This is a genomic window from Sphingomonas arabinosi, from assembly GCF_036663715.1.
In the GTDB taxonomy this organism is placed as follows: domain Bacteria; phylum Pseudomonadota; class Alphaproteobacteria; order Sphingomonadales; family Sphingomonadaceae; genus Sphingomonas.
In genome coordinates this window covers 284,085-305,668 of sequence record NZ_JAXOJN010000002.1, presented here as the reverse complement: position 1 = coordinate 305,668, position 21,584 = coordinate 284,085, and the positions used below count along the sequence as shown (strand labels likewise).

General features: G+C 65.6%; 22 protein-coding genes. 8 read left to right on the top strand and 14 right to left on the bottom strand.

All coding sequences use genetic code 11. The features are described from left to right. Nucleotides 1-29: 29 nt before the first annotated feature. Nucleotides 30-1,451 (bottom strand): dihydrolipoyl dehydrogenase, encoded by a 1,422-nt coding sequence (locus U1708_RS04325; RefSeq protein ID WP_332743097.1) that lies wholly within the window; start codon nucleotides 1,449-1,451, stop codon nucleotides 30-32. A 102-nt stretch (nucleotides 1,452-1,553) separates the two neighbouring features. Here U1708_RS04325 and U1708_RS04320 point away from each other — a divergent pair, with 102 nt between their 5' ends. Continuing rightward, nucleotides 1,554-2,180: a glutathione S-transferase family protein gene (locus tag U1708_RS04320; RefSeq protein ID WP_332743095.1), complete on the top strand. Its 627-nt coding sequence runs from the start codon at nucleotides 1,554-1,556 to the stop codon at nucleotides 2,178-2,180. 27 nt (nucleotides 2,181-2,207) lie between these two features. On the opposite strand, the gene U1708_RS04315 is transcribed toward U1708_RS04320, so the two are convergent. From U1708_RS04315 to U1708_RS04305, 3 genes are read right to left on the bottom strand one after another with little or no spacing between them, the layout of a single operon-like run. Continuing rightward, on the bottom strand, nucleotides 2,208-2,777 hold the full coding sequence (locus tag U1708_RS04315; RefSeq protein ID WP_332743093.1) for a DUF1190 domain-containing protein: 570 nt from the start codon (nucleotides 2,775-2,777) through the stop codon (nucleotides 2,208-2,210). 11 nt (nucleotides 2,778-2,788) lie between these two features. Beyond that, nucleotides 2,789-3,202 (bottom strand): DUF350 domain-containing protein, encoded by a 414-nt coding sequence (locus U1708_RS04310; RefSeq protein ID WP_332743090.1) that lies wholly within the window; start codon nucleotides 3,200-3,202, stop codon nucleotides 2,789-2,791. A 32-nt stretch (nucleotides 3,203-3,234) separates the two neighbouring features. Then, nucleotides 3,235-3,876, bottom strand: coding sequence for a DUF2491 family protein (locus U1708_RS04305; RefSeq protein WP_332743088.1), 642 nt, complete (start codon nucleotides 3,874-3,876; stop codon nucleotides 3,235-3,237). Between the two features lie 246 nt (nucleotides 3,877-4,122). Here U1708_RS04305 and U1708_RS04300 point away from each other — a divergent pair, with 246 nt between their 5' ends. The 4 genes from U1708_RS04300 to U1708_RS04285 are packed head-to-tail and all read left to right on the top strand — an operon-like array spanning nucleotide 4,123 to nucleotide 7,019. Further along, nucleotides 4,123-4,557 carry a YjfI family protein gene (locus U1708_RS04300; RefSeq protein WP_332743086.1) on the top strand — a complete coding sequence of 145 codons (435 nt, stop codon included), beginning with the start codon at nucleotides 4,123-4,125 and terminating at the stop codon, nucleotides 4,555-4,557. A gap of 38 nt (nucleotides 4,558-4,595) precedes the next feature. Next, nucleotides 4,596-5,345: a PspA/IM30 family protein gene (locus tag U1708_RS04295; protein ID WP_332743084.1), complete on the top strand. Its 750-nt coding sequence runs from the start codon at nucleotides 4,596-4,598 to the stop codon at nucleotides 5,343-5,345. Continuing rightward, entirely contained in the window at nucleotides 5,345-6,523 is a 1,179-nt protein-coding gene (locus tag U1708_RS04290; RefSeq protein WP_332743082.1) for a glutathionylspermidine synthase family protein, read from the top strand. The genes U1708_RS04295 and U1708_RS04290 overlap by 1 nt, the downstream gene beginning before the upstream one ends. Next, nucleotides 6,507-7,019, top strand: coding sequence for an ankyrin repeat domain-containing protein (locus tag U1708_RS04285; RefSeq protein ID WP_332743080.1), 513 nt, complete (start codon nucleotides 6,507-6,509; stop codon nucleotides 7,017-7,019). The genes U1708_RS04290 and U1708_RS04285 overlap by 17 nt, the downstream gene beginning before the upstream one ends. A 142-nt stretch (nucleotides 7,020-7,161) precedes the next feature. Here the strand turns inward: U1708_RS04285 and trhO are convergent, their stop codons facing one another. From trhO to hppD, 5 genes are all read right to left on the bottom strand, one after another. Further along, nucleotides 7,162-8,118, bottom strand: a complete 957-nt coding sequence (gene trhO / locus U1708_RS04280) for an oxygen-dependent tRNA uridine(34) hydroxylase TrhO (RefSeq protein WP_332743078.1) — start codon at nucleotides 8,116-8,118, stop codon at nucleotides 7,162-7,164. Between the two features lie 54 nt (nucleotides 8,119-8,172). Further along, the gene (locus U1708_RS04275; RefSeq protein ID WP_332743076.1) at nucleotides 8,173-8,538 is read right to left on the bottom strand and encodes a Rieske (2Fe-2S) protein; all 366 of its coding nucleotides are present in this window, start codon (nucleotides 8,536-8,538) and stop codon (nucleotides 8,173-8,175) included. Next, the gene (gene maiA, locus U1708_RS04270; RefSeq protein ID WP_332743074.1) at nucleotides 8,535-9,179 is read right to left on the bottom strand and encodes a maleylacetoacetate isomerase; all 645 of its coding nucleotides are present in this window, start codon (nucleotides 9,177-9,179) and stop codon (nucleotides 8,535-8,537) included. Before maiA ends, U1708_RS04275 begins: the two co-directional genes overlap by 4 nt. Next, nucleotides 9,176-10,513: a homogentisate 1,2-dioxygenase gene (hmgA, locus tag U1708_RS04265; RefSeq protein ID WP_332743072.1), complete on the bottom strand. Its 1,338-nt coding sequence runs from the start codon at nucleotides 10,511-10,513 to the stop codon at nucleotides 9,176-9,178. Before hmgA ends, maiA begins: the two co-directional genes overlap by 4 nt. Nucleotides 10,514-10,712: 199 nt before the next feature. Continuing rightward, nucleotides 10,713-11,801: a 4-hydroxyphenylpyruvate dioxygenase gene (hppD, locus tag U1708_RS04260; RefSeq protein ID WP_443029937.1), complete on the bottom strand. Its 1,089-nt coding sequence runs from the start codon at nucleotides 11,799-11,801 to the stop codon at nucleotides 10,713-10,715. Between the two features lie 78 nt (nucleotides 11,802-11,879). Between hppD and U1708_RS04255 the strand changes: the two genes are divergently transcribed. Further along, complete coding sequence (locus U1708_RS04255; RefSeq protein WP_332743070.1) at nucleotides 11,880-12,368, top strand: MarR family winged helix-turn-helix transcriptional regulator; 489 nt, start codon at nucleotides 11,880-11,882, stop codon at nucleotides 12,366-12,368. Here the strand turns inward: U1708_RS04255 and U1708_RS04250 are convergent. Continuing rightward, entirely contained in the window at nucleotides 12,323-13,198 is an 876-nt protein-coding gene (locus tag U1708_RS04250; protein ID WP_332743068.1) for a LysR family transcriptional regulator, read from the bottom strand. The two genes, U1708_RS04255 and U1708_RS04250, sit on opposite strands and share 46 nt — an antisense overlap. Before the next feature lie 93 nt (nucleotides 13,199-13,291). Between U1708_RS04250 and U1708_RS04245 the strand changes: the two genes are divergently transcribed. Next, nucleotides 13,292-15,433 (top strand): malate synthase G, encoded by a 2,142-nt coding sequence (locus tag U1708_RS04245; RefSeq protein WP_332743066.1) that lies wholly within the window; start codon nucleotides 13,292-13,294, stop codon nucleotides 15,431-15,433. Beyond that, nucleotides 15,408-15,953, top strand: a complete 546-nt coding sequence (locus U1708_RS04240) for a gamma carbonic anhydrase family protein (protein WP_332743064.1) — start codon at nucleotides 15,408-15,410, stop codon at nucleotides 15,951-15,953. The genes U1708_RS04245 and U1708_RS04240 overlap by 26 nt, the downstream gene beginning before the upstream one ends. A gap of 61 nt (nucleotides 15,954-16,014) precedes the next feature. Here U1708_RS04240 and U1708_RS04235 read toward each other — a convergent pair whose 3' ends face one another. From U1708_RS04235 to U1708_RS04220, 4 genes are all read right to left on the bottom strand, one after another. Then, complete coding sequence (locus U1708_RS04235; RefSeq protein ID WP_332743063.1) at nucleotides 16,015-17,346, bottom strand: OmpP1/FadL family transporter; 1,332 nt, start codon at nucleotides 17,344-17,346, stop codon at nucleotides 16,015-16,017. Nucleotides 17,347-17,395: 49 nt separating this feature from the next. After that, a complete protein-coding gene (locus U1708_RS04230) occupies nucleotides 17,396-17,806 on the bottom strand; it encodes a DUF2147 domain-containing protein (protein WP_332743062.1) in 411 nt (136 codons plus the stop codon). 269 nt (nucleotides 17,807-18,075) lie between these two features. After that, complete coding sequence (locus tag U1708_RS04225) at nucleotides 18,076-20,394, bottom strand: 3-hydroxyacyl-CoA dehydrogenase/enoyl-CoA hydratase family protein (RefSeq protein ID WP_332743573.1); 2,319 nt, start codon at nucleotides 20,392-20,394, stop codon at nucleotides 18,076-18,078. Further along, nucleotides 20,394-21,530, bottom strand: a complete 1,137-nt coding sequence (locus U1708_RS04220; protein WP_332743061.1) for a thiolase family protein — start codon at nucleotides 21,528-21,530, stop codon at nucleotides 20,394-20,396. Before U1708_RS04220 ends, U1708_RS04225 begins: the two co-directional genes overlap by 1 nt. Between the last annotated feature and the right edge of the window lie 54 nt (nucleotides 21,531-21,584).

Here is a 21,584-nt window from a genome sequence, read left to right as displayed (position 1 = left end):
GGCCGGGGTAGTTCTCATCACGGGTTCGGTTACGTCCCGGGCGTGAACCCGTCATCGCGATCCGGCGGCGTCGGTGCATGTACTTCGGCGCAGATCGACCGCAACGCGCCCTTCATTCCTTCCTCAAAGGTCGGGTGGTAGAAGGGCAGGTCGAGCACTTCGGTCGCGGTCCATCTGCTCTGGATCGCCCATGCTATAAGGTGCGCGCTATGCTCCACGGCGGGTCCCGCCATCGTCGCGCCGGTCAGCCGCCCGTCACGGCGGTCGGCATAGAACCGCACCAGTCCGGCATTGCACGCCTCGACCTTCGCTCGTCCCTGGTCGTCATATGATGCGGTGCCGATGACGCTATCCGCATCGTCGTCCTTCGCGATCTTTCCGATCACCGCGACGTTGGGGTGCGTGAAGGTGATCGAGAACGGCACGCTCCGCTTGCCCGGCGTGACCTCGGGATAGCTGGCCGCGTTGCGTCCCGCGATCGTCCCCTCGGAAGACGCCTCGTGCAGCACCGCCCGGTCATGATCCGCGTCGCCCGCGATGAAGATCGGCGCGGTGCCGCACTGCATCGTTTCCGGGGCATAGTCCGGCATGCCGTGGTCATCGAGCGCGAGGCCGGTCGTCTCCAGCCCGATATCCTTGATCCGCGGCGGTCGTCCGGTCGCGACGAGCAGATAGTCGAAGCGCTGTTTGCCCGACGCGGACCCGGTCCACGACAGCATGACGCCATCGCCATCGCCAACGGGTGCCACCTCGAGTTCGACACCCAGCAGGATCGGCATCTCGCGCGACAGGATCGTGCGATACGCTTCGGCCACATGGCGGTCCTTCAATCCACCGATCGTCTCGCCTATGTCGAATACCATCGTCTCGACCCCGAGCCGCGCCATCGCCTGCGCCAGTTCGAGCCCCAGCGCGCCTGCGCCGACCACGCCGAGCGACTTGGGAAGGTCCTGGAGTTCGAAGATGCTCTCGTTGGTCAGCACGCGGTCGCGTATCGCGTCGAACATGTCGGGGATGGCCGGGCTCGATCCGGTTGCGATCACGACCGACTTCGCATGGACCTCGCGGCCATCGCTGAGCGCCAGGACCGTCGCACCGGCGAATTTGGCACGCGCCTCGATCTTCACGTCCTCGGGAAGTTTGTCGATCGACGTCTCGACGCCCGCGACGAACGCGTCTCGCTCCTTTCGCACACGTGTCATCACTGCGACGCCGTCGACCTTGGCCGACGCCTCGACGCCGAACACCGCCGCGTGGTTCACTGCGTGCATCGCATTCCCCGCCGCGATCAACAGCTTGGAGGGCATACATCCCACGCTCGCACAGGTCGTGCCGCCGAAGCCTTCGTCGATCAGCAGCGTCTTGGCACCGTTGCGACGCGCACTGCGCTCGGCGGCAAGACCAGCCGTGCCAGCGCCGATGATCGCCACGTCGCAGGTCAGCTTGGTCATGAATGTCTCCGTTGCCGGAGAATTCCGGGGTCGCGCTCGACGAAACCTTCGATGCCACCCAGCCGTTCCGCGATGCAGCACATTCCTACCCGAAGGACGCTTATGTTAACGCTCCACCACCTGAACTACTCGCGCTCGATCCGTGTGATCTGGCTGCTCGAAGAGCTCGGGATCGAATACGACCTCGTCAAATATGAACGCGACGAGAATTTCCGTGCGCCGCCCGAACTGAAGGCAATCCACCCGCTCGGCAAGGCGCCGGTGCTGGTCGACGACGCGCTCACGCTGGCCGAGAGCGCGCCGATACTGTCGTACATCGACGCGCATTACGGCGACCGCCGCTTCTCGCCGCCGGTCGATAGCGATGCCGCCGCCGTACACGACGAATGGCTGCAATATGTCGAAAGCTCGGCGTCGTTGCCGATCATGATGACGTCGCTCGGCAAGCGGATGGGCGGGTTGCCCGACGGCCTTGCCAAATTCACCGGGCCCGAGGTGACCAAGACGCTCGACTATATCGGCGCAGGCGTAGGTGATGGTCCGTATCTGATGGGCGAGCAGTTGATGCTGGCCGATATCCAGATGTGTTACATCTTGGCGATCGCGGAGAGCGTCGGATTGCTCAAGGAGCATCCCGACGTCGCGGCGTATCTGGATCGCCTGCGCGCGAGGCCGGCGTTCATCGCCGCGACTGAGATCGGTGGCCCGCTGATGCCGGCCCGCCGCTAAATACGACGAAAGGGGGTAGCGGCTGCGTTACCCCCCGAAGCTGCGGCCACCAAAGCCGCCGCCAAAGCCACCGCGCGAGATGACCGAACTGCGCGACTGGACTCGGGCAGGGGCTCTCACGGTGGTTGGCGTGAAGGCATCGGAGCCTACGCGCGTTCGCCCGGTGACATAGTCGCGATTGATGCGGCCACCTGCGCCGCCATAGTAATTGCCGTTGCGATCGCGGTACATTGGTGCGCCGCGGTTGCCGAAGCCGCCGTTGAGCGCCTGCCCGACGAGAAAGCCCGTCAGCAGCGGCGTAAAGAAGCTCCCGCCGCTGCCGTTATTGCGCGGCTCGCACTGCGCGGCGCCATATTGCTCTTCGCAAGTCTGCCGATCCTGGAACCGTGGCGCGGTCTTCGCGGCATCGGCCTTGGCCTGCTCGAACGCGGTGTCGCATTGCACCGCCGACAGCGCGCCGGCCGCGCGGCACTCTTGTACCGATGCATAGCTCTGCGCCTCGACGGGTTTGCCGCCGACATCGCCGTCGCAGGCGGTCAGTAAAATACCCGAGCCTGCGATCAGGCTGGTGAGGACGATAGATCTGGAACGCTTCATCGCTATGCCTCTCAGTTCGTCATGCACGCGGCGTTGAGGATGCCGACGCACAGCGAGATGCTACCCATATAGGTCGCCGCGGCGATGTCGCCACGGACGATACGGTCGTGGATGTCGCGCATCACCAGCCGCCGCACGACGAGCGCGGCGACGATCTGGATCACGCCCGCAAGCAATGCCCAGATCGCGAATTCGAGCAGCGTGACGGTATGCGTGAGTGCCGACGCCAGTGGCAGGACGTACCCGAGCAGCGCCGCGCCCAACGTGATCGCGGCGGCGGTATTGCCTTCGCGGATCAGGGATTTCTCGTGATACGGCGTCGTCGCCTGAAATATAATCTTGAACACGATCGTGAACGCCCCCGCCGCGACGAACGCGATCAGGAAGGCGAGCACGCTGGCGCCGAAGCTGTATTGGTCGATCATGGCATTTCCCCCGGAGCCGTTCGTAGCGGATGCTAGGCCCTGAACTCGCCGAGTTCCAGTGCCACGCCCAGCATGATCTCGAACGAGACCTCGCCCGCCTCGTTCTCCATGTCGATCGCGAGCAGCAGTTCGCGGCCATCGTCGCCCGGCAGGTCGCGGCTGAACAGCATGCAAGTCTGGAAGATGCGGCGGTCGACGATGCCGTCGCGGTCGTCGTGCAGCTCTTCCCAGAACGTCACGGGCTCCTGTTCGCTCGCTTCGGGGCCGAACCACGAACGGCTGTATTCGGGCAGTCCTTCGGCGGTGAAAGTGCGCGCCTTGAGGCGGCTCTTCCAAGCAGGACGCTCGGCAGCGGACGACGGGTAGGCACTGTCCCACGGTGCGAACAGCGTCACGTCCGTCACGTCCTGCCCGTCGCGATCGTTCGACACCGCCTGGAACATGATGTCGTCGTCGGTATAGAACCGGTGGACGAAGCCGCCTTCGTTGAGGTCTACGAGCCCCTGTGCGACGATCACCAGCGTATCGCGGTCGAACGGGAACAGCAGTTCCGATCCGAACCGCCGCCATGCCAGCGGATCGACCGTGACCGTGCGGCCTAGGGTGACGTTGCGGACGACGGGCAGGGCGTTGCCGTCAAGCGCTGGCTTGCGGCCGAACAGGCGATCGAACATGCAATCCTCGCGTGTGTGTTGTTGGCTTGCTTCTTAGGGCAAAGTGGCCGGCGTCGCAAAGCGCAACCCCCGTCATCCTGACGAAAGTCAGGACCCAGAGCCATAAACGCTGCGGTTGGTTACCCTGGGTCCTGACTTTCGTCAGGATGACGGAAGGAAGAGCAGAATGACGGAAGTGGGGAGGGTGGCAGGCGCTCGCGAAACGCCTATGTGTCTCCACGAGCGACAAGCACGGGAGTTCTTGCATTGACCGACATCTGGACCGTCCGCAGCCTTAAGGCCGCGCTCGACACGTCCGAGCCTGCGAAAGCCGGCGAATTTACCGCGCGGATCCTGGAAGGCGCGGACCCGGTATTGCTGGTGACGATGCACCATCACGGCGACCTCGAGCTGTTCGTAAACGTGAGCGAGGCGCAGATCGCGTGCTCGACGCTACTCTGGCCATGCGACGAGCAGGAGGACCAGCTGGCGTTCAACACCTTCCTGCTGAAATCGCAGAAGCTGGTGCCGCTGTCGAACTTCGGGATCGGCACGGTCGATGGCCGCGATTATTACGAGCTGTTCGGCGAACTCGCGACGTCGAGCCGGCTCGATACCGTGATCATCGAACTGCGCACGCTTGCCGAGAATGCGATCGATGCGGCTACCGATTTGCGCCACGCGCAGATCCCGGCTGCCTGACATCATCGCCTGATTTAGATACAAACGGAGAGACTGGCATGGCCATCTGGAGCAAGCTTTTCACCCTCGGTCGTGCCGGCGCGCACGAAGCGGGTGCGGCAGTCGTCGACGCGAACGCGCTGCGCATCCTCGACCAGGAAATTCGCGATGCCGACAAGGCGCAGGGCAAGGCGCGCGACGACCTCGCAGGGCTGGTCGCGCGGCGACGTATCCTCGAAACCGAGGTCGAGAGCTTCCGCGCGCAGGCCGCGAAGTACGAGGCCTCGGCACGCATCGCGGTCGAGAAGGGCAACATGGACCTCGCGCGCCAGGTCGCGCAGCGGATCGCCGATCTCGAACAGGACATCGCGCTGAAGTCCCCGCAAGTCGAGGACATGCGCGCTGCCGAGGAGCAGATCCACACCGCGGTCGCGCAGACCGACCGCAAGATCGAGCAGCTCCGTCGCGAGGTCGAGGTCGTCAAGGTCAACGAGTCGGTGCAGAAGGCACAGGCTTCTGTCGCGTCAGGCAGCATGGGCGCAGGCAACAAGCTCGGCTCGGCGGCCGACAGCCTCGCGCGTATCCGCGAGCGTCAGGCGATCCGTGGTGAGCGGATCAAGGCGGCGGGTGAGTTGGAAGATCGTCGCACCGGTGCCGATCTCGACGAGAAGCTCCGGCTGGCGGGTATCGGGCCGGGGCAGTCGTCCGCGGACGACGTGCTTGCGCGGCTGACAGCGCCGAAGACGCCGGAACTCGGCCAGACGCTGCAGATCGGTCAGCGTGACGACTCCAAGACGTCGGACTCCTGATGCGCCGGATCGCGGTCGACCCGCGCGGCGACTGGCGCGAACGGGCCGACGCGATCGGGTTCGTCTATCACGACACGGATGGCGAACCCTATTGGGACGAAGGCGCGGCGTACGCCTTCACGCTGGCGGAGATCGAGGACGACCTCGAACCCGCCGCGGAACAGCTTCACGCGATGTGCCTCGATCTGGTCGACGAGGTGGTCCGCGACCAGCAACTGATGGAACGCCTCGCCATCCCGCGCGAGCAGTGGAATTACGTGGCGGAAACCTGGCGGACGCGTCAGCCTTCGCTCTATGGGCGGTTCGATTTCGCCTATGACGGTACCGGACCGGCCAAGCTCTACGAGTATAATGCCGACACGCCGACATCGGTTTTCGAATGCGCGACGTTCCAGTGGATGTGGCTGGAGGATTTGCTCGCCAGCGGTGCGTTGCCGGCGGGGACGGACCAGTTCAACAGCCTGTTCGACAAGCTGCGCGAACGCTTCCGCGCGCTGTTCCCGAGCGGCGGTTTCGTCCATTTCGCGGCGGATGCGAGTGCGATCGAGGACCGCCAGACGGTGCGGTTCTTCGAGGATCTCGCCTCGCAGGTCGGGATCGAGCCGAAGTTCGTCGAGATGAAGGACATCGGCCTCGCCGCCGACGGCCGCTTTATCGACACCGATGGTTTCGAGGTGCAGGCCGCGTTCAAGCTGTATCCGTGGGAGTTTATGCTCCGCGAGCCGTACGCGCCGAACCTCTCGCGCGCCGACGTGCGCTGGATCGAGCCGGCGTGGAAGTCGATCCTGTCGAACAAGGGCATCCTGCCACTGTTGTGGGAGCGGCATCCCGAGCATCCCAACCTGCTGCCCGCGTTCTTCGACGACGACCTCGCCGCGAAGATCCTCGGGCCGAAATATGTGCGCAAGCCGCTTTTCTCGCGCGAGGGCGCGAACGTCGAGGTGATCGGCGAGGGCGGCCACACGGTGCTCGATCAGGGCTATGGTGCCGAGGGTGCGATCCGCCAGGCCTATGCGCCTCCACCCGTGTTCGACGGGCGGCATCCGGTGATCGGCGCGTGGATGGTCGGCAACGAACCCGCGGGGATCGGCGTTCGGGAAGATGAAACGGTCGTGACGCGCAATCTCGCGCGGTTCGTGCCGCATATCATCGAGGCGAATGATGACCGACGCGCGTGAGCTGCCCCCGTTGCCGCCGATGGAGCGACTGGTCGAACTGATGTTCGACGCGGCGCGAACGGGGCGGGACGAGATGATCCCGGCGCTGGTGCAGGCGGGGGTGGATATCGAAGTGACTGACGCCAAGGGCTACACGCCGCTGGTGATCGCCAGCTATAACGGACAGGCCGAAGCTACGGCGGCTCTGCTCGCGGCCGGCGCGAAGGTCGACGGTGCCGCGGACGCGCGGGGCAACACCGCGCTGATGGGGGTCTGCTTCAAGGGCTATACCGAGATCGCGCAGATCCTGCTCGACGCTGGCGCCGACGTGAACCGGCGGAATGGCGTTGGACAGACCGCGCTGATGATGGCGGCGCTGGTGGATCGTACGGCGGTCGTCGATCTGTTGATGGAGCATGGCGCGGACCCGACGATTGCGGATGCGGCGGGGAATAGCGTGCATTCGCTGGCGGTGTCGCAGGGTAATGCGGCGTTGGCGGCGCGATTTTCAGCGTAGCAACCGAGCACTTCCACCCCGGCGAAGGCCGGGGCCCAATTGGGAGGTCGCAGTAAAGGAAGACTGCGCTTCGTTAGTACCGTTTCCCAATTGGACCCCGGCCTTCGCCGGGGGGGGTAAATACTGGTGAAGGTTCTGCGGATCAATCCGCCCCGTGCGTCTTCGGCAACACTGCTCCGACATGCGCCTCGCCCCGAGCGTCGGCCAACCGCATCTGCCGCTCGCGCTCGGCATATCCCGCGCGCTGCGTCTCGTCCCGCGCATCATGACACGCCGGGCAGCTGATCCCCTCAACATATAACGGCGACGAACGGTCCCCGACACTCACCGGCATCCGGCAGGCATGGCACAGGACGTGACTTCCCAACGCGAGCCCATGTCCAACCGCAACCCGCTGATCGAACACGAAACACTCCCCCTCCCAAAGGCTCTCCGCCTCGGGCACGGTCTCCAGATACTTAAGGATGCCGCCCTTGAGGTGATACACCTCGTCCAGCCCCTCGGCCTTCAGGAACGCGGTCGACTTCTCGCAGCGGATCCCCCCGGTGCAGAACATCGCGATCTTCGGCTGCGGCCCGTCCCCGACCAACTCCTCACGATGCTCGCGAAACCACGCGGGAAAGTCCCGAAACGTCCGCGTCTGCGGATCGACCGCGCCGGCGAACGTGCCGACCGCAACCTCGTAATCGTTGCGTGTGTCGATCACGATCGTCCCCGGCTCGGCAATCAGGGCGTTCCAGTCCTCCGGCTCGACATAATGGCCGACGCCTTCCAGCGGATCGATGGCAGGCTCGCCCATCGTCACGATCTCGCGCTTCAGCCGCACCTTCATCCGGTGGAACGGCATCGTCTCGGCGCGCGATTCCTTGACGTCGAGATCGGCACATCCCGGCAGCGCGCGGATATGCGCGAGCACCGCGTCGATGCCCTCTTCGGACCCGGCGATCGTCCCGTTGATCCCCTCGGCGGCCAGCAGCAGCGTCCCCTTCACCCCGTTCGAACAGCACGCGAGCGCGAGCGGCGGCTGGATCGCGGCGGTGTCGGCGAACGGCGTGAAGCGGTACAGCGCCACGACGCGGATGGGCAGGGTTTCGGTCATCGGTCTATCATGCTGGGGTGGGGCGCCGCTCCTTAGCGCAAGTCGCCCCCCACGTCAGCCTGCGGTGACGATCATCCCATCGACTACCGTGACCGGCCAGGGCGCCAGCTTTGTTCCGCCGCAAGGCCCCCCGACGCAGGCACCGCTCTCGATCTCGAACAGCGCAGAGTGCCAGCTGCACGCGATCAGGTCGCCACGCGGCGTGAGATAGTCGTCGAGCACCTGCGCGAGCGGCAGGCCCATATGCGGGCAGCGATCCACATAACCGAACACCGCATCGTCCTTGCGCACGACGAAGCCGTGGAACCGGCCGGCGCGCATCTGCAGCACGAAGTTCCGCGCCTTGCCGTCGGCGATCGCATCGAGCGGCGCGAGCTTGATGCCGCCAGGCGTGGCGGTCAGCCGTTCGCCGTCGCTCATGGGCGGTCGGCGTCCGGCTGCCGGTCGGGATGCGCGGCGGCAAAGGCGGGGAGGGCGCGCGCCTTGTCGGCGGCGCTCATAAGATGCGGATAGGGCGAGAGATCGACCGCGAACCGCTCGGCCGAATAGACCTGCGGCACCAGATGACAGTCGGCGATCGTCGGCGTCGCACCGAACGCGAAGCCGTCGCCGTGCCGCGCGATCAGCGTCTCCAGCGCCGCGAATCCGTCGCCGATCCAGCGTGCGATCCAGCGGTTGACCGCTGCCTCGTCCGCCCCGAAATCGGTCCGCAGGGCGTTCAGGATGCGGAGGTTGTTCACCGGATGAATGTCGCATGCGATCGTCGCGGCGATCGCGAGGACGATCGCCCGGTCGTTCGCGCCGACGGGGAACAACGGTGGGTCGGGATACACCTCGTCGATCCATTCTAGGATCGCTGGGCTCTGCGTCAGGACTGCATCGTCGGTCTCCAGCGCCGGGACAAGCCCCTGAGGGTTGAGCGCGCGATACCCCGCCTCGCGCTGCGCGCCGCTGCGGAGATCGTGCGCGACCTGTTCGTACGCGATGCCCTTCAGCGCCAGCACAATGCGGACGCGGTAGGCGGTGGTCGAGCGCCAATAGCCGTGCAGCGTCAGGCTCACTTCGGCAGGACCGCCTTCGGGAAATCCGACCAGACCGCATCGTAATCGAGCTGCGAATGCTCCAGCGCATAGGCGGTGGGCTCATACGGCCAGCAACTCTCGAGCATGAACGCCATTGTCCCATCGATCTTGTGCGGCTTCAGGTCCGCCGCACTCGCGCCCTGCCAACTCGCCAAATCCGGCCCGTGACCCGACATCAGGTTGTGTAGCGAGATACCGCCCGGCGCGAACCCTTCGGCCTTCGCGTCATACGCGCCAGTGATCAGCCCCATCGCTTCGGACATCACGTTGCGATGGAACCACGGCGGCCGGAACGTACCCTCGGCGACCATCCAGCGCGGCGGGAAAATTACGAAATCGGCGTTCGCGCGGCCGGGCACGTCGCTCGGCGAGGTCAGCAGCGTGAAGATCGACGGATCGGGATGGTCGAAGCTTACCGTGTTGATCGTGTTGAACCGCGACAGGTCGTAGCGCCACGGCGCGAGGTTGCCGTGCCACGCGACGACGTCGAGCGGCGAGTGATCGAGCGTGGTGGTCCACAGCGAACCCATGAACTTCTGGACGACCTCGACCGGCTCGTCGCGGTCTTCGAACCAAGCGACCGGCGTCTCGAAATCGCGCGGGTTGGCGAGGCCGTTGGCGCCGATCGGGCCGAGATCGGGCAGCCGAAACAGCGCGCCGTGGTTCTCCGCGACATAGCCGCGTGCTTCGCCATCGGGGAGTTCGGCGCGGAAGCGGACGCCGCGCGGGACCAGCGCGATCTGGCCGGGGGCGACGTCGATCCGGCCCAGTTCGGTCAGCAATCGCAGCCGTCCGGACTGCGGCACGAACAGCAGTTCGCCGTCAGCATTCATGAACACGCGGTCGGTCATGTCGGTGGTGGCAGCGTAGACGTGGAGCGCGACGCCTTCGAGGTCGGCTGGATCGCGGTTGGCGAGCATCGTCGTCATGCCGTCGATTAGATCAGTGCCGGGAGCAGGGGCGGCGATCGGGTCCCAGCGCAGGCGGTTGGGGGCGAGGGGCGCGTTAGTGGTGCCGGGCGCGAACCGCTCGGCGCCGACGTAGCGCTCGAACGGAGGATGCTCGGCGGTCGGACGCATCCGGTAGAGCCAACTGCGGCGGTTCTCGTGGCGCGGCGCGGTGAAGGCGGTGCCGGAGAGCTGCTCGGTATAAAGACCGAAGGCAGGGCGCTGCGGCGAATTGCGCCCGATCGGTAGCGCGCCGGGGATCGCCTCGGTCGATACGTGGTTGCCGAAGCCGGGCTGGTACGCCGCGTGGTCTTCGGTCTGGCCGGCGGTCTCGCCTGCGGCGTTGGTCGGCTGGTGAATTGTCATGGCTTCCTCTCCGTCACCTGTTCCGATCAACGCCCGAACCGCCGGCCGTTCAAACTCTTTCTGTTCCCCTCCCTCGGGGAGAGGGAGGAGACGTGCTCTTGCGCGGCGGAAGGTTGAGGGCACGTGCTGATGTTGTGCGTGCCCTCACCCTCGGCGCTGCGCGCCTTTCCCTCTCCCCGAGGGAGAGGGTTTTAAGTTCTCAAGCGTCGACAGTGATCACGCCTCTGCGGATCTGGTCGAGCTCGATGCTCTCATACAACGCCTGGAAATTGCCGTTGCCGAAGCCCTCGTTCCCCTTGCGCTGGATGATCTCGAAGAAGATCGGCCCGAACATGTTCTCGGTAAAGATCTGCAGCAGCAACCCCTCCTCACCGACATTGCCGTCGATCAGGATGCGGTTGCGGCGCAGGCGTTCGAGGTCGTGGCCGTGGTTCGGCACGCGCTTGTCGACCAGCTCGTAATAGGTCTCGATCGTGTCCTGCAGCTTGACGCCGCGGGCGCGCAGCTTCTCGACCGTCTCGAAGATGTCGTCGGTGGTCAGCGCCAAATGCTGGATGCCCTCTCCGTTGTAATCCTTGATGAATTCCTCGATCTGGCTCTTGTCGTCTTGGCTCTCGTTGAGCGGGATGCGGATCGCGCGGTCGGGCGCGATCATCGCCTGGCTGAACAGCCCGGTCGCCTTGCCCTTGATGTCGAAATACTTCTGCTCCTCGAAGCCGAAGATCTGGCCGTAGAACTCGGCCCAGGTCCGCATCTGGCCACGCTTCACATTGTGCGTAAGGTGATCGAGCAGGTCGAGACCGACGTTGTTCTCGGCCTCGGCTTCGGCAGCGCCCGGAACCTGGTTCCAGTCGTCGTACAGGCTGCCCGCCGCGCCATGCTTGTCGACGAGATACAGCAGCGATCCGCCGATGCCTTCAAGCACATAGCTGCCCTCGCCAAGCGCGCCCTTGCTGGCATCGGCCGCCTTGGCGCCGCGCGACAGGGCGGCGTCGAACGCGGCCTTCGCGTCGTGGACGCGGAACGCCATCCCGCTGGCCGATGGACCATGCGCCGCACGGAATTCCGCCGCATGGCCGCTGTCCTCGCGGTTGAGCAGCAGGTTGATGCGGCCCTGCTTGTAGCGCGTGACGGCCTTGGTCGGGTGGGTCGAGGCGGCGACGAAGCCGAACTGCTCGAACTGCGCGGCCATCCGGTCGGGATCGGGCGAGGTGAACTCGGCGAACTCGAACCCGTCGAGACCCATCGGGTTTACGTCCATATGATCAGACTGGGGCATATGGTCCATGACTCGATCCTTAGATTGGTATCTGTTGTTACCAATCTGGCGGGTTGATCAACTGGTGTCAATCGTTACGATCTCGCCATGGCTGACCGCGCACTCGTCCTGGACGATTTCATCCCGTATCGCCTGTCGATCACCTCGAACCTCGTCAGCGAGGCGGTCGCCGACACCTACGAGGCGCTGTTCGGACTGACGATCCCCGAGTGGCGGCTGGTTACCGTGGTCGCCGAAGCTGGCGGGATCACGCAGCAGCAGATCGGCCAGCAGACGCGGATGGACAAGGTCACGGTCAGCCGCGCGGCGATCGCACTGGTCGAGCGCGGGCTGATGCAGCGGCATGCGAACCCTGAGGATCGGCGGTCGCATCTGTTGAAGCTGACCGAAGACGGCCACACGCTCTACGCGTCGGTAGCGCCGAAAGCGCTCGATCTGGAACGACGGATCTTCGCCGGGTTTTCAGCCAAGGAAGTCGAGCAGTTCGTGGCAATGCTGCGGCGGATCGACGCAGTGACGATCGACCTCGTTCAGGAGTCCCACGGCGGTATCGGCGACCAAAGGCCGCGCAGGTAATCGAGCAGCGCCGTGGTGCCCGACGACACCGGCCCGCGTGCGTGCACCGCATAGATGCCGACGTCCGCAAACCCAGCGAGTTCAGGCAAGACCCGGACTAGTCGGCCGCTGGCGAGATCTGCGCTGACGTCCCAAAGCGAGCGCAGCGCGATGCCGACGCCTGCCAACGTGAGTTCGCGGACGACTTCGCTGGAGTTGGTCGCGACGTAGCTCGGGCGGTCGATCGTGACGTCGCCTTCGGGTCCGGCCAACCGCCATGGCATCTGGCCCTTCGCCGCGAGCAGCCGGTGTTTGGCGAGGTCGGCCGCGTCGCTTGGCGCGCTGTAGCTTGGCGCAGCGCAGAGGACACGGCGGCTGTCGGCGAGACGATACCCCGTGAGGCTCGGCGGTACGGCGGGCACGATCCGGATTGCGAGGTCTAGCCGGTCGCCGATGACGTCGGCAAAACCGTCGGACAGGTCGAGATCGAGTTCGATCGCTGGATGTGCATCTAGGAAGGGCTTCAGGTGCGGCGCGATGTGGAGACGGCCGAAGGAGGTGGGAGCGCTGACCCGGAGCGGTCCGGCGGGCGTTTCGGCGCGGTCCGACACGCGCGCCTCGGCATCGCGGATCGCGGCGAGAATATCCACCATGTCGCGGTGATACGCTGCCCCCCGCGCAGTAAGCTCTAGCCGTCGCGTCGTCCGGTTGAGCAACCGCACGCCAAGCCGAGCCTCCAGCCGCGCGATCCGTTTCGACACCATCGCCGGCGAAATGCCGAGCGACCGCCCGGCCGCGCTGAGGCTGGCGGTGCGGACGACTTCGGCGAAGAGGACGATGTCGGGGTCCATTCGTTCTCCAGACGATCAACAGCTTTCGGTTTATAGTGTCTAGTGGCGAAGGTGGCGGACGTCTATCGTGCTGGCAGAGCATAGGAGAGCAGCATGGCCGAGATGATCGACACCTATCAGAATCGGGCGGGTCTGAAGATCGCCGCATCGCTGGTGGACTTCATCGAGACGCATGCGCTGCCGGGCACGGGGCCTGAAGCGACCGCGTTCTGGCAGGGCGTGTCCGACATCTACGCCAGCTTCGCGCCGGAGAATGCCGCGCTGCTGGCAGTTCGCGAAGACCTCCAAGCGAAGATCGACGCCTGGCACGAAGCCCGCGCCGGCAAGCCGATCGACCAGCCCGAGTATCAGGCGTTCCTGCGCGAGATCGGCTATCTGGTCGACGAGCCAGCGCCGTTCGCGGTCGCCCCGACCAATGTCGACCCGGAGGTCGCCTCGCTCGCCGGTGCGCAGTTGGTGGTGCCGATCCTCAACGCGCGCTTCCTGCTGAACGCCGCGAACGCGCGCTGGGGGAGCTTGTACGACGCGCTTTACGGGACCGATGCGATTCCCGGCGCGGCGTCGGGCAAGGGGTATGACGCCGCACGCGGTGCGCAGGTGATTGCCTGGGCGAAGGCGTTCCTCGACGACGCTGTGCCGTTGGCGAACGGATCGTGGAGCGACTGGACCGGTGGTAAGCCTGAACTCACCGATGCCCGCCAGCTTGTCGGGTATGATGGCGACAATATCCTGTTACGTCACAACGGCCTGCACATCGAACTGGTGATCGATCCTGAGCATCCGATCGGCCGCGACGACTCTGCGAACCTCGCCGACGTCGTGCTAGAATCCGCACTCAGCACGATCGCCGACCTGGAGGATTCGATCGCCGCGGTCGATGCCGCGGACAAGGTCGCTGCGTACACCAACTGGCTCGGGCTGATGAAGGGCGACCTGATCGCCAGCTTCGACAAGGGCGGCCGCACCGTCACGCGCTCGCTCGAACCCGACCGGCAGTACACTGCCCCCGACGGCAGCGCGTTCACGCTCCCAGGCCGCAGCCTCATGTTCGTCCGCAACGTCGGTCACCTTATGACGACCCCCGCAATCCTGCTCGCCGACGGTAAAGAGGCCCCCGAAGGTATCCTCGACGGCATCGTCACGTCGCTGATCGGCCTGCACGATCTCAAGAGCGAAGGCCCGATCCGCAACAGCCGCGCGGGTTCGATCTATATCGTCAAGCCGAAGATGCACGGCCCCGACGAAGCCGCCTTCACCAATCGGTTGTTCGACGCGATCGAGGACCTGCTCGGCCTCGCGCGCCACACGATCAAGGTCGGCGTGATGGACGAGGAGCGGCGCACGTCCGCCAATCTCGCCGCGTGCATCGCCGCGGTGAAGGACCGGGTGGTGTTCATCAACACCGGCTTCCTCGATCGCACCGGCGACGAGATGCACACGTCGATGCGCGCCGGCCCGATGATCCGCAAGGGCGAGATGAAAACCTCGTCGTGGATCAAGGCGTATGAGGATCGCAACGTCCAGATCGGGCTGGCCTGCGGGCTCAGCGGCAAGGCGCAGATCGGCAAGGGCATGTGGGCCGCGCCGGACCGGATGGCGGACATGCTCGAGCAGAAGATCGCGCATCCGATGACCGGCGCGAACACGGCCTGGGTGCCATCGCCCACCGCGGCGACGCTGCACGCGACGCACTACCACCGCGTCGACGTGTTCGCGCGGCAGGCGGAGCGCAAGGCCGAACCGATCGCGTCGCTCGATGCGCTGCTGACGATTCCGGTGGCGACTGGCCACAACTGGCAGCCGGACGAGGTTCGCGAGGAACTGGAGAACAACGCGCAGGGTATCCTCGGCTATGTGGTGCGCTGGGTCGACCAGGGCGTCGGCTGTTCGAAGGTGCCCGGCATCCATGACATCGGCCTGATGGAGGACCGTGCGACGCTGCGGATCAGTTCGCAGCACATGGCGAACTGGCTGCTCCACGGCATCGCCACGTCCGACGAGGCCGATGCGGCGCTGCGGCGGATGGCGGCGAAGGTCGATGCGCAGAATGCGGGCGATCCGCTGTATCGGCCGATGGCGGGGCATGAGGACGAGAGCCTGGCCTTCCAAGCTGCCGGTGCCCTCGTGTTCGATGGCCTGACGCAGCCGAGCGGCTATACCGAGCCGCTGCTTCACGCGTATCGAGCGCGGGTCAAGGAAAGGGATGCCAATGCCGCTCTACGCGATCGAGGGTAAACGACCGACGCTCGCCGACGACGTCTGGATCGCGCCGTCCGCCGACGTGATCGGCGACGCGCGACTGGGGGAGGGCGCGAGCGTCTGGTTCGGGGCGGTCATCCGTGCGGACAACACGCGGATCTTGGTCGGCGCGCGGACCAATATCCAGGAGGGCGCGATGCTGCACTCGGATCCCGGCGCGCCGTTGACGATCGGCGAGGGCTGCACCGTGGGCCATCATGCGATCCTTCACGGCTGCACGATCGGCAACAACGTGTTGGTCGGGATGGGAGCGACGGTCCTCAACCATGCGGTGATCGGCGAGAATTGCCTGATCGGCGCGAATGCCCTGGTGACCGAGGGGAAGGTGTTTCCGGCCGGCAGCCTGATCGTCGGTTCGCCAGCCAGGGCTGTGCGGGAGTTATCGCCCGAGGCGATCGCCGGGCTGAAGATGTCGGCCGTGGCCTACGCAGCCAAACAGCGCGTCTATACCGAGGGGCTGACGCTCGTCGACGAACAGTCTGGGCCCGGGAAATAACGCCCACCCCGGCTGAAACCGGGGTGGGTGCTGGCCAAAACCAAGATCCGCGCGCGCCATGTCAGAAGGTCAGGCGACCACCGAGCGAGACCTCGATTGCATGCGCGTTCTGGAGCAGGCCCCTGGTCAGGATGGGCGTTTGCACCGCGGTGCCGGCATAGGCAGCAGTGACGCGATCGATCGTCGTGTCGCTGAAGTCGATATAGTTCGCACCCAGGTCGAACGCCATGCGCGGGGTTAGCTGGTAGCTGCCGCCGGCTGCATAGGTCCAGCGGTTGGCGTCAGGCACGCGCGCGTCGCGCAGGCCGTTTTGGGTCGGAGTCTTGGCGCGCTGGATGCCGGCACGCAGTGTCGCCTTCGGCGTGACGTCGTAGTCGAACCCGCCCGCCAGGCTCCAGCTGTCACGATAGCTTTCGGGAATCGCGGTGTTCAGCGGCGCGCCGAGATCGATCGTGTCGAACTTGCTCCAGTTATACGCGACGACCTGTGCGTTGAGCGTCAACTTGTCTGTGCCGCGGAAGCGGCCGGCAACGATCACTTGGCCGGGCGTGTTGAAGCTTGCCGTGGCGCCGTCGATCGAGACGTTCGAACTGGCCAGCGGGCCGACCAACCCGGTGATGTTCAGGCTGCCCTTCAGCTTGTGGCGGATGCTCGACTTGTAGCTGACGCCGACGGTCGCGAAATCATTGTGCAACTGGACGCCAGCGGTCCAGCCGAGATCCCAGCCATCGCCCTTCAGCTCCTGGAAGCCGTCCGGCTGCGCTGCCGACAGGTTGGGCAGCGCGTTGTTGAGGATCGCATCGGTGTATTCGATGTTGAGCGCGCCACCGACCCGCAGCCAGTCGGTGACCGCGATGCCGATCGAGGGCTGAATGTCGATCGTGCGCAGCCGCGTCTTGTCCGCAGTGTAGCGCGCCCAGCTGTTCGCTTCGTAGTTGGTGGTGAAGCTGAACGGCGACGTCACCGCGACGCCGATCGCGATGCGGTCAGTCAGCGGATAGGCGATCGAACCCGACGGAACGACGCCGTTGTTGATCGGATCGCTGGAAACGCGGTTGCCGCCGATCGGGGCGTAGCTGTTTCCGTTGGGCTGTCCCGTAGCCGAGAAGGTCGGGCGGCCGATCACGGTGCCGTTGTCGACCACGTCGCCCTTCGGCCGGATCACGGTCGCCGCGATCGCGGCGCTGCCGTCGCGGATGCCGGCGATCGCGGCGGGGTTCCACCACAGCGACGCGGCGCCGGTGTCAGCGGCCTCACCCGAAAAGGCGCGGCCGGTGCCGCGCGCGGACTGCGACTGCAGATAGAAGGCGTTGGCGGAAGCGGCGCTCTCGAAGCCAAACGCGGAGACGAGCGCAGTGACGGCCAGCAACGGGGCCTTGGTACGAAGCGACATGGGAAGGTCCTAAGCTAAGATACTGATTTCACGAGATGACGGCGGCGCCTCAGCGCACGCGCGTCCAGGTCTGGGTCTTGCAGAGCGGGAAGAACACGCAGCCGCGCAGCTTCAGCTGGTTCGCGCCGACGGGCGTGATCTTGCCGCTATAAGTCTTGCCGTCCTCGGCATTGTAGACCTGTCCGCTGCTCCAGACGCCGTCCTTATCGGGCTTGAACCCGCTGAGCATCTGCATGCCCTGGATCGGGCGGTTGCGCAGCGCCGTGTTGGAGTTGTTGGCGTCCTTCATCGAAGGATTGGCACGCAGTGCGTCGGAGGTGAGGATCTTGCCGCAGATCGACGGGCCGCAACGCGCGATCTCGACGATGGCGTTGCGCGTTTCTGTCTTCCAGCGACCGATGACGGTCTCGGGCGTCGCGGCGGCGCCAGCGAGCAAGGCGGTGGCGATCAACAGGGACATCTTCTATCCTCTCCTAGTATCATTGGGTGCGCCGTATGCGTACGGTCGCTGAATTTCTCGTCAGATCGTCGACGTTACCGCGACCCTGTTGCCGTATACGGCAGCTGTTTGTCCCGACTAGAATTGTACGAAGACAAGTCAAGTCTTCTTACTGATTCCGCGAGTGAAAAAGTGTTCACCAGCATGGTGGGCCCCCGCGCAGGCGGGGGCTCAGGGTAACCAACGCGGCACTGCTTGATCCTGGGCCCCCGCGTTCACGGAGGAACATGTCAGTTCCGCAGCGGCTTGCCCGTCTGCAGCATGTGAACGACGCGCGCTTGCGTCCGGGGATCCTTGACGCTCGCCATGAACGCCGCGCGCTCCAGATATAGCAACTGATCCTCGGTTACGATGTCGACCAGATCGGCCTCGCCCCCGGTCAGCAACTCCGCAAGACGATCCGCAACGACGAGGTCGTAGTCGGTCGCCATGCCCTTCTTGTGGAAGTCGGCCACCGCCATGTTGAGCCCGGTCCGGCCGCTCTCCCCAGCCAGACGGAAGGTCGGCTTCTCCGGTGCCGCATAGCCATCGACCAGCGACAGCGCCTTGACCTTCGCATCCGCCAGCAACCGGTCGCGGTTCATCGTGATGCCGTCGTCCTTGCGCAGGATCATCATCTCCTTCGCCTCCGCCGCCGACTTGGCGACGACCGCGGTCGAGATGCTCTGGAACACCTTGGTCAACACCGGCATCGGGCCCTTGGGCACCAGGCCCGACTTGGTCCAGCGGTCGAGCATCTCGCCATTGCCGCCCCAGCCCGGGACGAGGCCGACGCCGCACTCGACGAGCCCCGCATACGTCTCGGCATGCGCCTGCACCGCGTCGGAGTGGAGCAGGATCTCGCACCCGCCGCCGAGCGCGAGCCCGGCCGGTGCGCTAACGACCGGGAAGGGCGCGTATTTGAGTGCCTTGTACGCCTGCTGCCCGCCCGCGACGCTGGCCTCGACCATGTCCCACAGGCCCGCCCCGACCGCGAACATCGCCGCGCCCAGGTTCGCGCCCGCCGAGAAGTTCGACGCCTCGTTATAAACCACCAGCGCCTTGAAGCGCTCGCGGACGACCGGGATCGCTTCGTTGATCAACGCCACGACCTGATCGTCGAGCGCGTTCATCTTGGTGTGGAATTCGAGCGCCGCGACGCCATCGCCGACGTCCCAGAGCGACGCCGACAGGTTCTGGAGGATCGGCTGCGAGCGGAGCTTGATGTCCTCCAGCAACTCGACGCCGTCTGCGCGCGGCACGTCGGCATACTCGCCGTCGGCGGTGAGATACTGACGCTGGCCGTTCTCGACACGGTAGAACGGACGGTCGGCTGCAGTCTTCAGGATCGCTGGAACGTCGCGACCTTCGTTGGCGAGGCGCGCGGCGAGTACGCCAGGACCCATCCGGTCGATCAGCTCGAACGGCCCGTATTTCCAGTTATACCCGAGCTTCATTGCGTCATCGATCGCGACGACATCGTCCGCCGCCTCGCCGACCAGCATCGCTGCATAGGACAGCGTGTTGCCGAGGATCGACCACGCATAGGTGCCGATCTTCCCTGGCTCAGCGATCAGCGCGGCAAGATCCTTACCGGTCTTGCCCGGTAACTCCGCCGGCTTCGCCTCGGGCCGATACTCACCAGTCGCGAGGTCGAGCGACAGCTTGGTTCGTGTCGCTTTGTCGAAGCGGTAGAAGCCACCCTTGCCCTTCCGGCCGGTAAACCCTTCCGCGATCATCTTGTCGACGAGCGGCAACTCGCGCACCGTATCGAAATACGGGTCGCCAGCCGGCAGCGTCGAGGACAGGCTCTTCGACAGCAACGGCATCAGGTCGACGCCGACGAGGTCGACCAGGCCGAAGATGCCCGTCTTCGGCACGCCCATCGGACGGCCGCCGATCTGGTCGGCTTCCTCGACGGTCAGCCCCTGGTCCATCGCCGCGTTGATCGCGATCGCCAGCCAGTAGGTGCCGATCCGGTTGGCGATGAAGCCCGGCGTATCCTTCGCCCGGACGATCCGCTTGCCCATGAAGCGATCGACGAAATCCTCGACCTTCTCGGCGACCGCGACGTCGGTGTGCTCACCGCGGACGATCTCGACCAGCCGCATGTAGCGCGGCGGGTTGAAGAAGTGCGTGATCAGGAAGTCGGCCTTGAACTGGTCCGACCGACCCTCGACGAGGTTGCCGAGCGGGATCGTCGAGGTGTTCGACGACACAACGGTGCCGGGACGCTTCAGCGCCTCGAGCTTGGCGTACAGCGCCTGCTTGATGTCGAGCCGCTCGACGATCGCCTCGACGATCCAGTCGCATTCGGCGACCCGGTCGAGATGATCGTCGATGTTGCCCGTCTCGACCAGCTTGGCCGCACGCTTCGACATGAAGGGGGCGGGGTCGGTCTTGAGCATCTTGGCGACCGCGCCCTTGGCCACTGCATCGCGATCGTCACCCTCGTGGGGGACGATATCGAGCAGCAGCACGGGAATGCCGGCATTGGCGACCTGCGCCGCAATACCCGCACCCATGACGCCCGCGCCGATGACGCAGACCTTCTTGACCTGATCGACCATCATGCGCGCTCCAGCACCGTAGCGATGCCCTGACCGCCGCCGATGCACTGGGTGGCGAGCGCATAGCGGCCCCCCTCACGCGACAGCAGCGAGGCCGCCTTGCCGACGATCCGCGCGCCGGTCGCGCCGAGCGGATGGCCGATCGCGATCGCGCCGCCGTCGAGGTTGATCGTCTCGTCCTTGAGGCCGAGGTCGCGGATGCAGGCGATCGCCTGGCTCGCGAATGCCTCGTTGATCTCGACCACGTCGAGGTCGGCGACGGTGATCCCGGCACGCTCCAGCGCCTTCTTAGACGCGCCGATCGGACCAAGCCCCATCGTCTCGGGCGCGCAACCCGACACGCCGATCGACTTGATCCGCGCGAGGATCGTCAGCCCGTGCTTCTTTGCGAACTCTTCCGAGGTGACGAGCACCGCGGACGCGCCATCGGTCAGCGGCGAGGACGTACCGGCGGTCACCGAACCGTCCGCGCTGAACGCAGGCTTCAGGCCGGCGAGCGCTTCGGTCGTCGTGCCGGCGCGGATCGTGCCGTCCTGGCTGACCGGGCCAGCCTTGGTCTGGATCGTCACGATCTCGTCGGACAAGCGGCCATCGGCGCGCGCCGCGGCGGCCTTGTCCTGGCTCTTCACGGCGAAGGCGTCCTGCTCGGCGCGCGTGATCTGATAGTTGCGCGCGACGTTCTCGGCGGTCTCGCCCATGCCCATGTACGCGCCGGCGCTCTTCTTCGCGAGCTCGGGGTTGGGGAGGGGGTTGTAGCCGCCCATCGGCACGCGGCTCATCGACTCGAGCCCCGCGCAGATGAACGCCTCGCCCGCGCCGACCGCGATCTGGCCATAGGCGATGTGGATCGCGCTCATCGACGATCCGCAGAACCGGTTGACCGTCATCCCACCGACCGAGATCGGCAGGTCGGCGATCTGCGCGATCAGCTTGGCGACGTTCAGGCCCTGCTCGCCCTCGGGGAACGCGCAGCCGAGGATGATATCCTCGATCTCGGCGGGATCGACGCCGGTCTTGTCGAGCAATCCGCGAATCGTCTGTGCGGCGAGATCGTCCGGACGGACGCGGGCGAGGTCGCCCTTGCCGGCGAGGTGGAACGGCGAACGGGCGTACCCGGCGATGACGACGTTGGTCACGATGATCCTCTCATATTGCGGTCGACCCGGTTAACGCTTGCGGGTTACCCTTAA

What these genes read in the sequence shown, in the direction of transcription:
- U1708_RS04235 (WP_332743063.1), bottom strand. Translation starts at nt 17,346, where the DNA reads ATGTCGCTTCGTACCAAGGCCCCGTTGCTGGCCGTCACTGCGCTCGTC.
- U1708_RS04285 (WP_332743080.1), top strand. Translation starts at nt 6,507, where the DNA reads ATGACCGACGCGCGTGAGCTGCCCCCGTTGCCGCCGATGGAGCGACTG.
- hppD (WP_443029937.1), bottom strand. Translation starts at nt 11,801, where the DNA reads ATGGACCATATGCCCCAGTCTGATCATATGGACGTAAACCCGATGGGT.
- U1708_RS04310 (WP_332743090.1), bottom strand. Translation starts at nt 3,202, where the DNA reads ATGATCGACCAATACAGCTTCGGCGCCAGCGTGCTCGCCTTCCTGATC.
- trhO (WP_332743078.1), bottom strand. Translation starts at nt 8,118, where the DNA reads ATGACCGAAACCCTGCCCATCCGCGTCGTGGCGCTGTACCGCTTCACG.
- U1708_RS04315 (WP_332743093.1), bottom strand. Translation starts at nt 2,777, where the DNA reads ATGAAGCGTTCCAGATCTATCGTCCTCACCAGCCTGATCGCAGGCTCG.
- U1708_RS04305 (WP_332743088.1), bottom strand. Translation starts at nt 3,876, where the DNA reads ATGTTCGATCGCCTGTTCGGCCGCAAGCCAGCGCTTGACGGCAACGCC.
- U1708_RS04320 (WP_332743095.1), top strand. Translation starts at nt 1,554, where the DNA reads ATGTTAACGCTCCACCACCTGAACTACTCGCGCTCGATCCGTGTGATC.
- U1708_RS04230 (WP_332743062.1), bottom strand. Translation starts at nt 17,806, where the DNA reads ATGTCCCTGTTGATCGCCACCGCCTTGCTCGCTGGCGCCGCCGCGACG.
- U1708_RS04250 (WP_332743068.1), bottom strand. Translation starts at nt 13,198, where the DNA reads ATGGACCCCGACATCGTCCTCTTCGCCGAAGTCGTCCGCACCGCCAGC.
- U1708_RS04325 (WP_332743097.1), bottom strand. Translation starts at nt 1,451, where the DNA reads ATGACCAAGCTGACCTGCGACGTGGCGATCATCGGCGCTGGCACGGCT.
- U1708_RS04245 (WP_332743066.1), top strand. Translation starts at nt 13,292, where the DNA reads ATGGCCGAGATGATCGACACCTATCAGAATCGGGCGGGTCTGAAGATC.
- U1708_RS04255 (WP_332743070.1), top strand. Translation starts at nt 11,880, where the DNA reads ATGGCTGACCGCGCACTCGTCCTGGACGATTTCATCCCGTATCGCCTG.
- U1708_RS04225 (WP_332743573.1), bottom strand. Translation starts at nt 20,394, where the DNA reads ATGGTCGATCAGGTCAAGAAGGTCTGCGTCATCGGCGCGGGCGTCATG.
- U1708_RS04295 (WP_332743084.1), top strand. Translation starts at nt 4,596, where the DNA reads ATGGCCATCTGGAGCAAGCTTTTCACCCTCGGTCGTGCCGGCGCGCAC.
- U1708_RS04290 (WP_332743082.1), top strand. Translation starts at nt 5,345, where the DNA reads ATGCGCCGGATCGCGGTCGACCCGCGCGGCGACTGGCGCGAACGGGCC.
- U1708_RS04275 (WP_332743076.1), bottom strand. Translation starts at nt 8,538, where the DNA reads ATGAGCGACGGCGAACGGCTGACCGCCACGCCTGGCGGCATCAAGCTC.
- U1708_RS04240 (WP_332743064.1), top strand. Translation starts at nt 15,408, where the DNA reads ATGCCGCTCTACGCGATCGAGGGTAAACGACCGACGCTCGCCGACGAC.
- hmgA (WP_332743072.1), bottom strand. Translation starts at nt 10,513, where the DNA reads ATGACAATTCACCAGCCGACCAACGCCGCAGGCGAGACCGCCGGCCAG.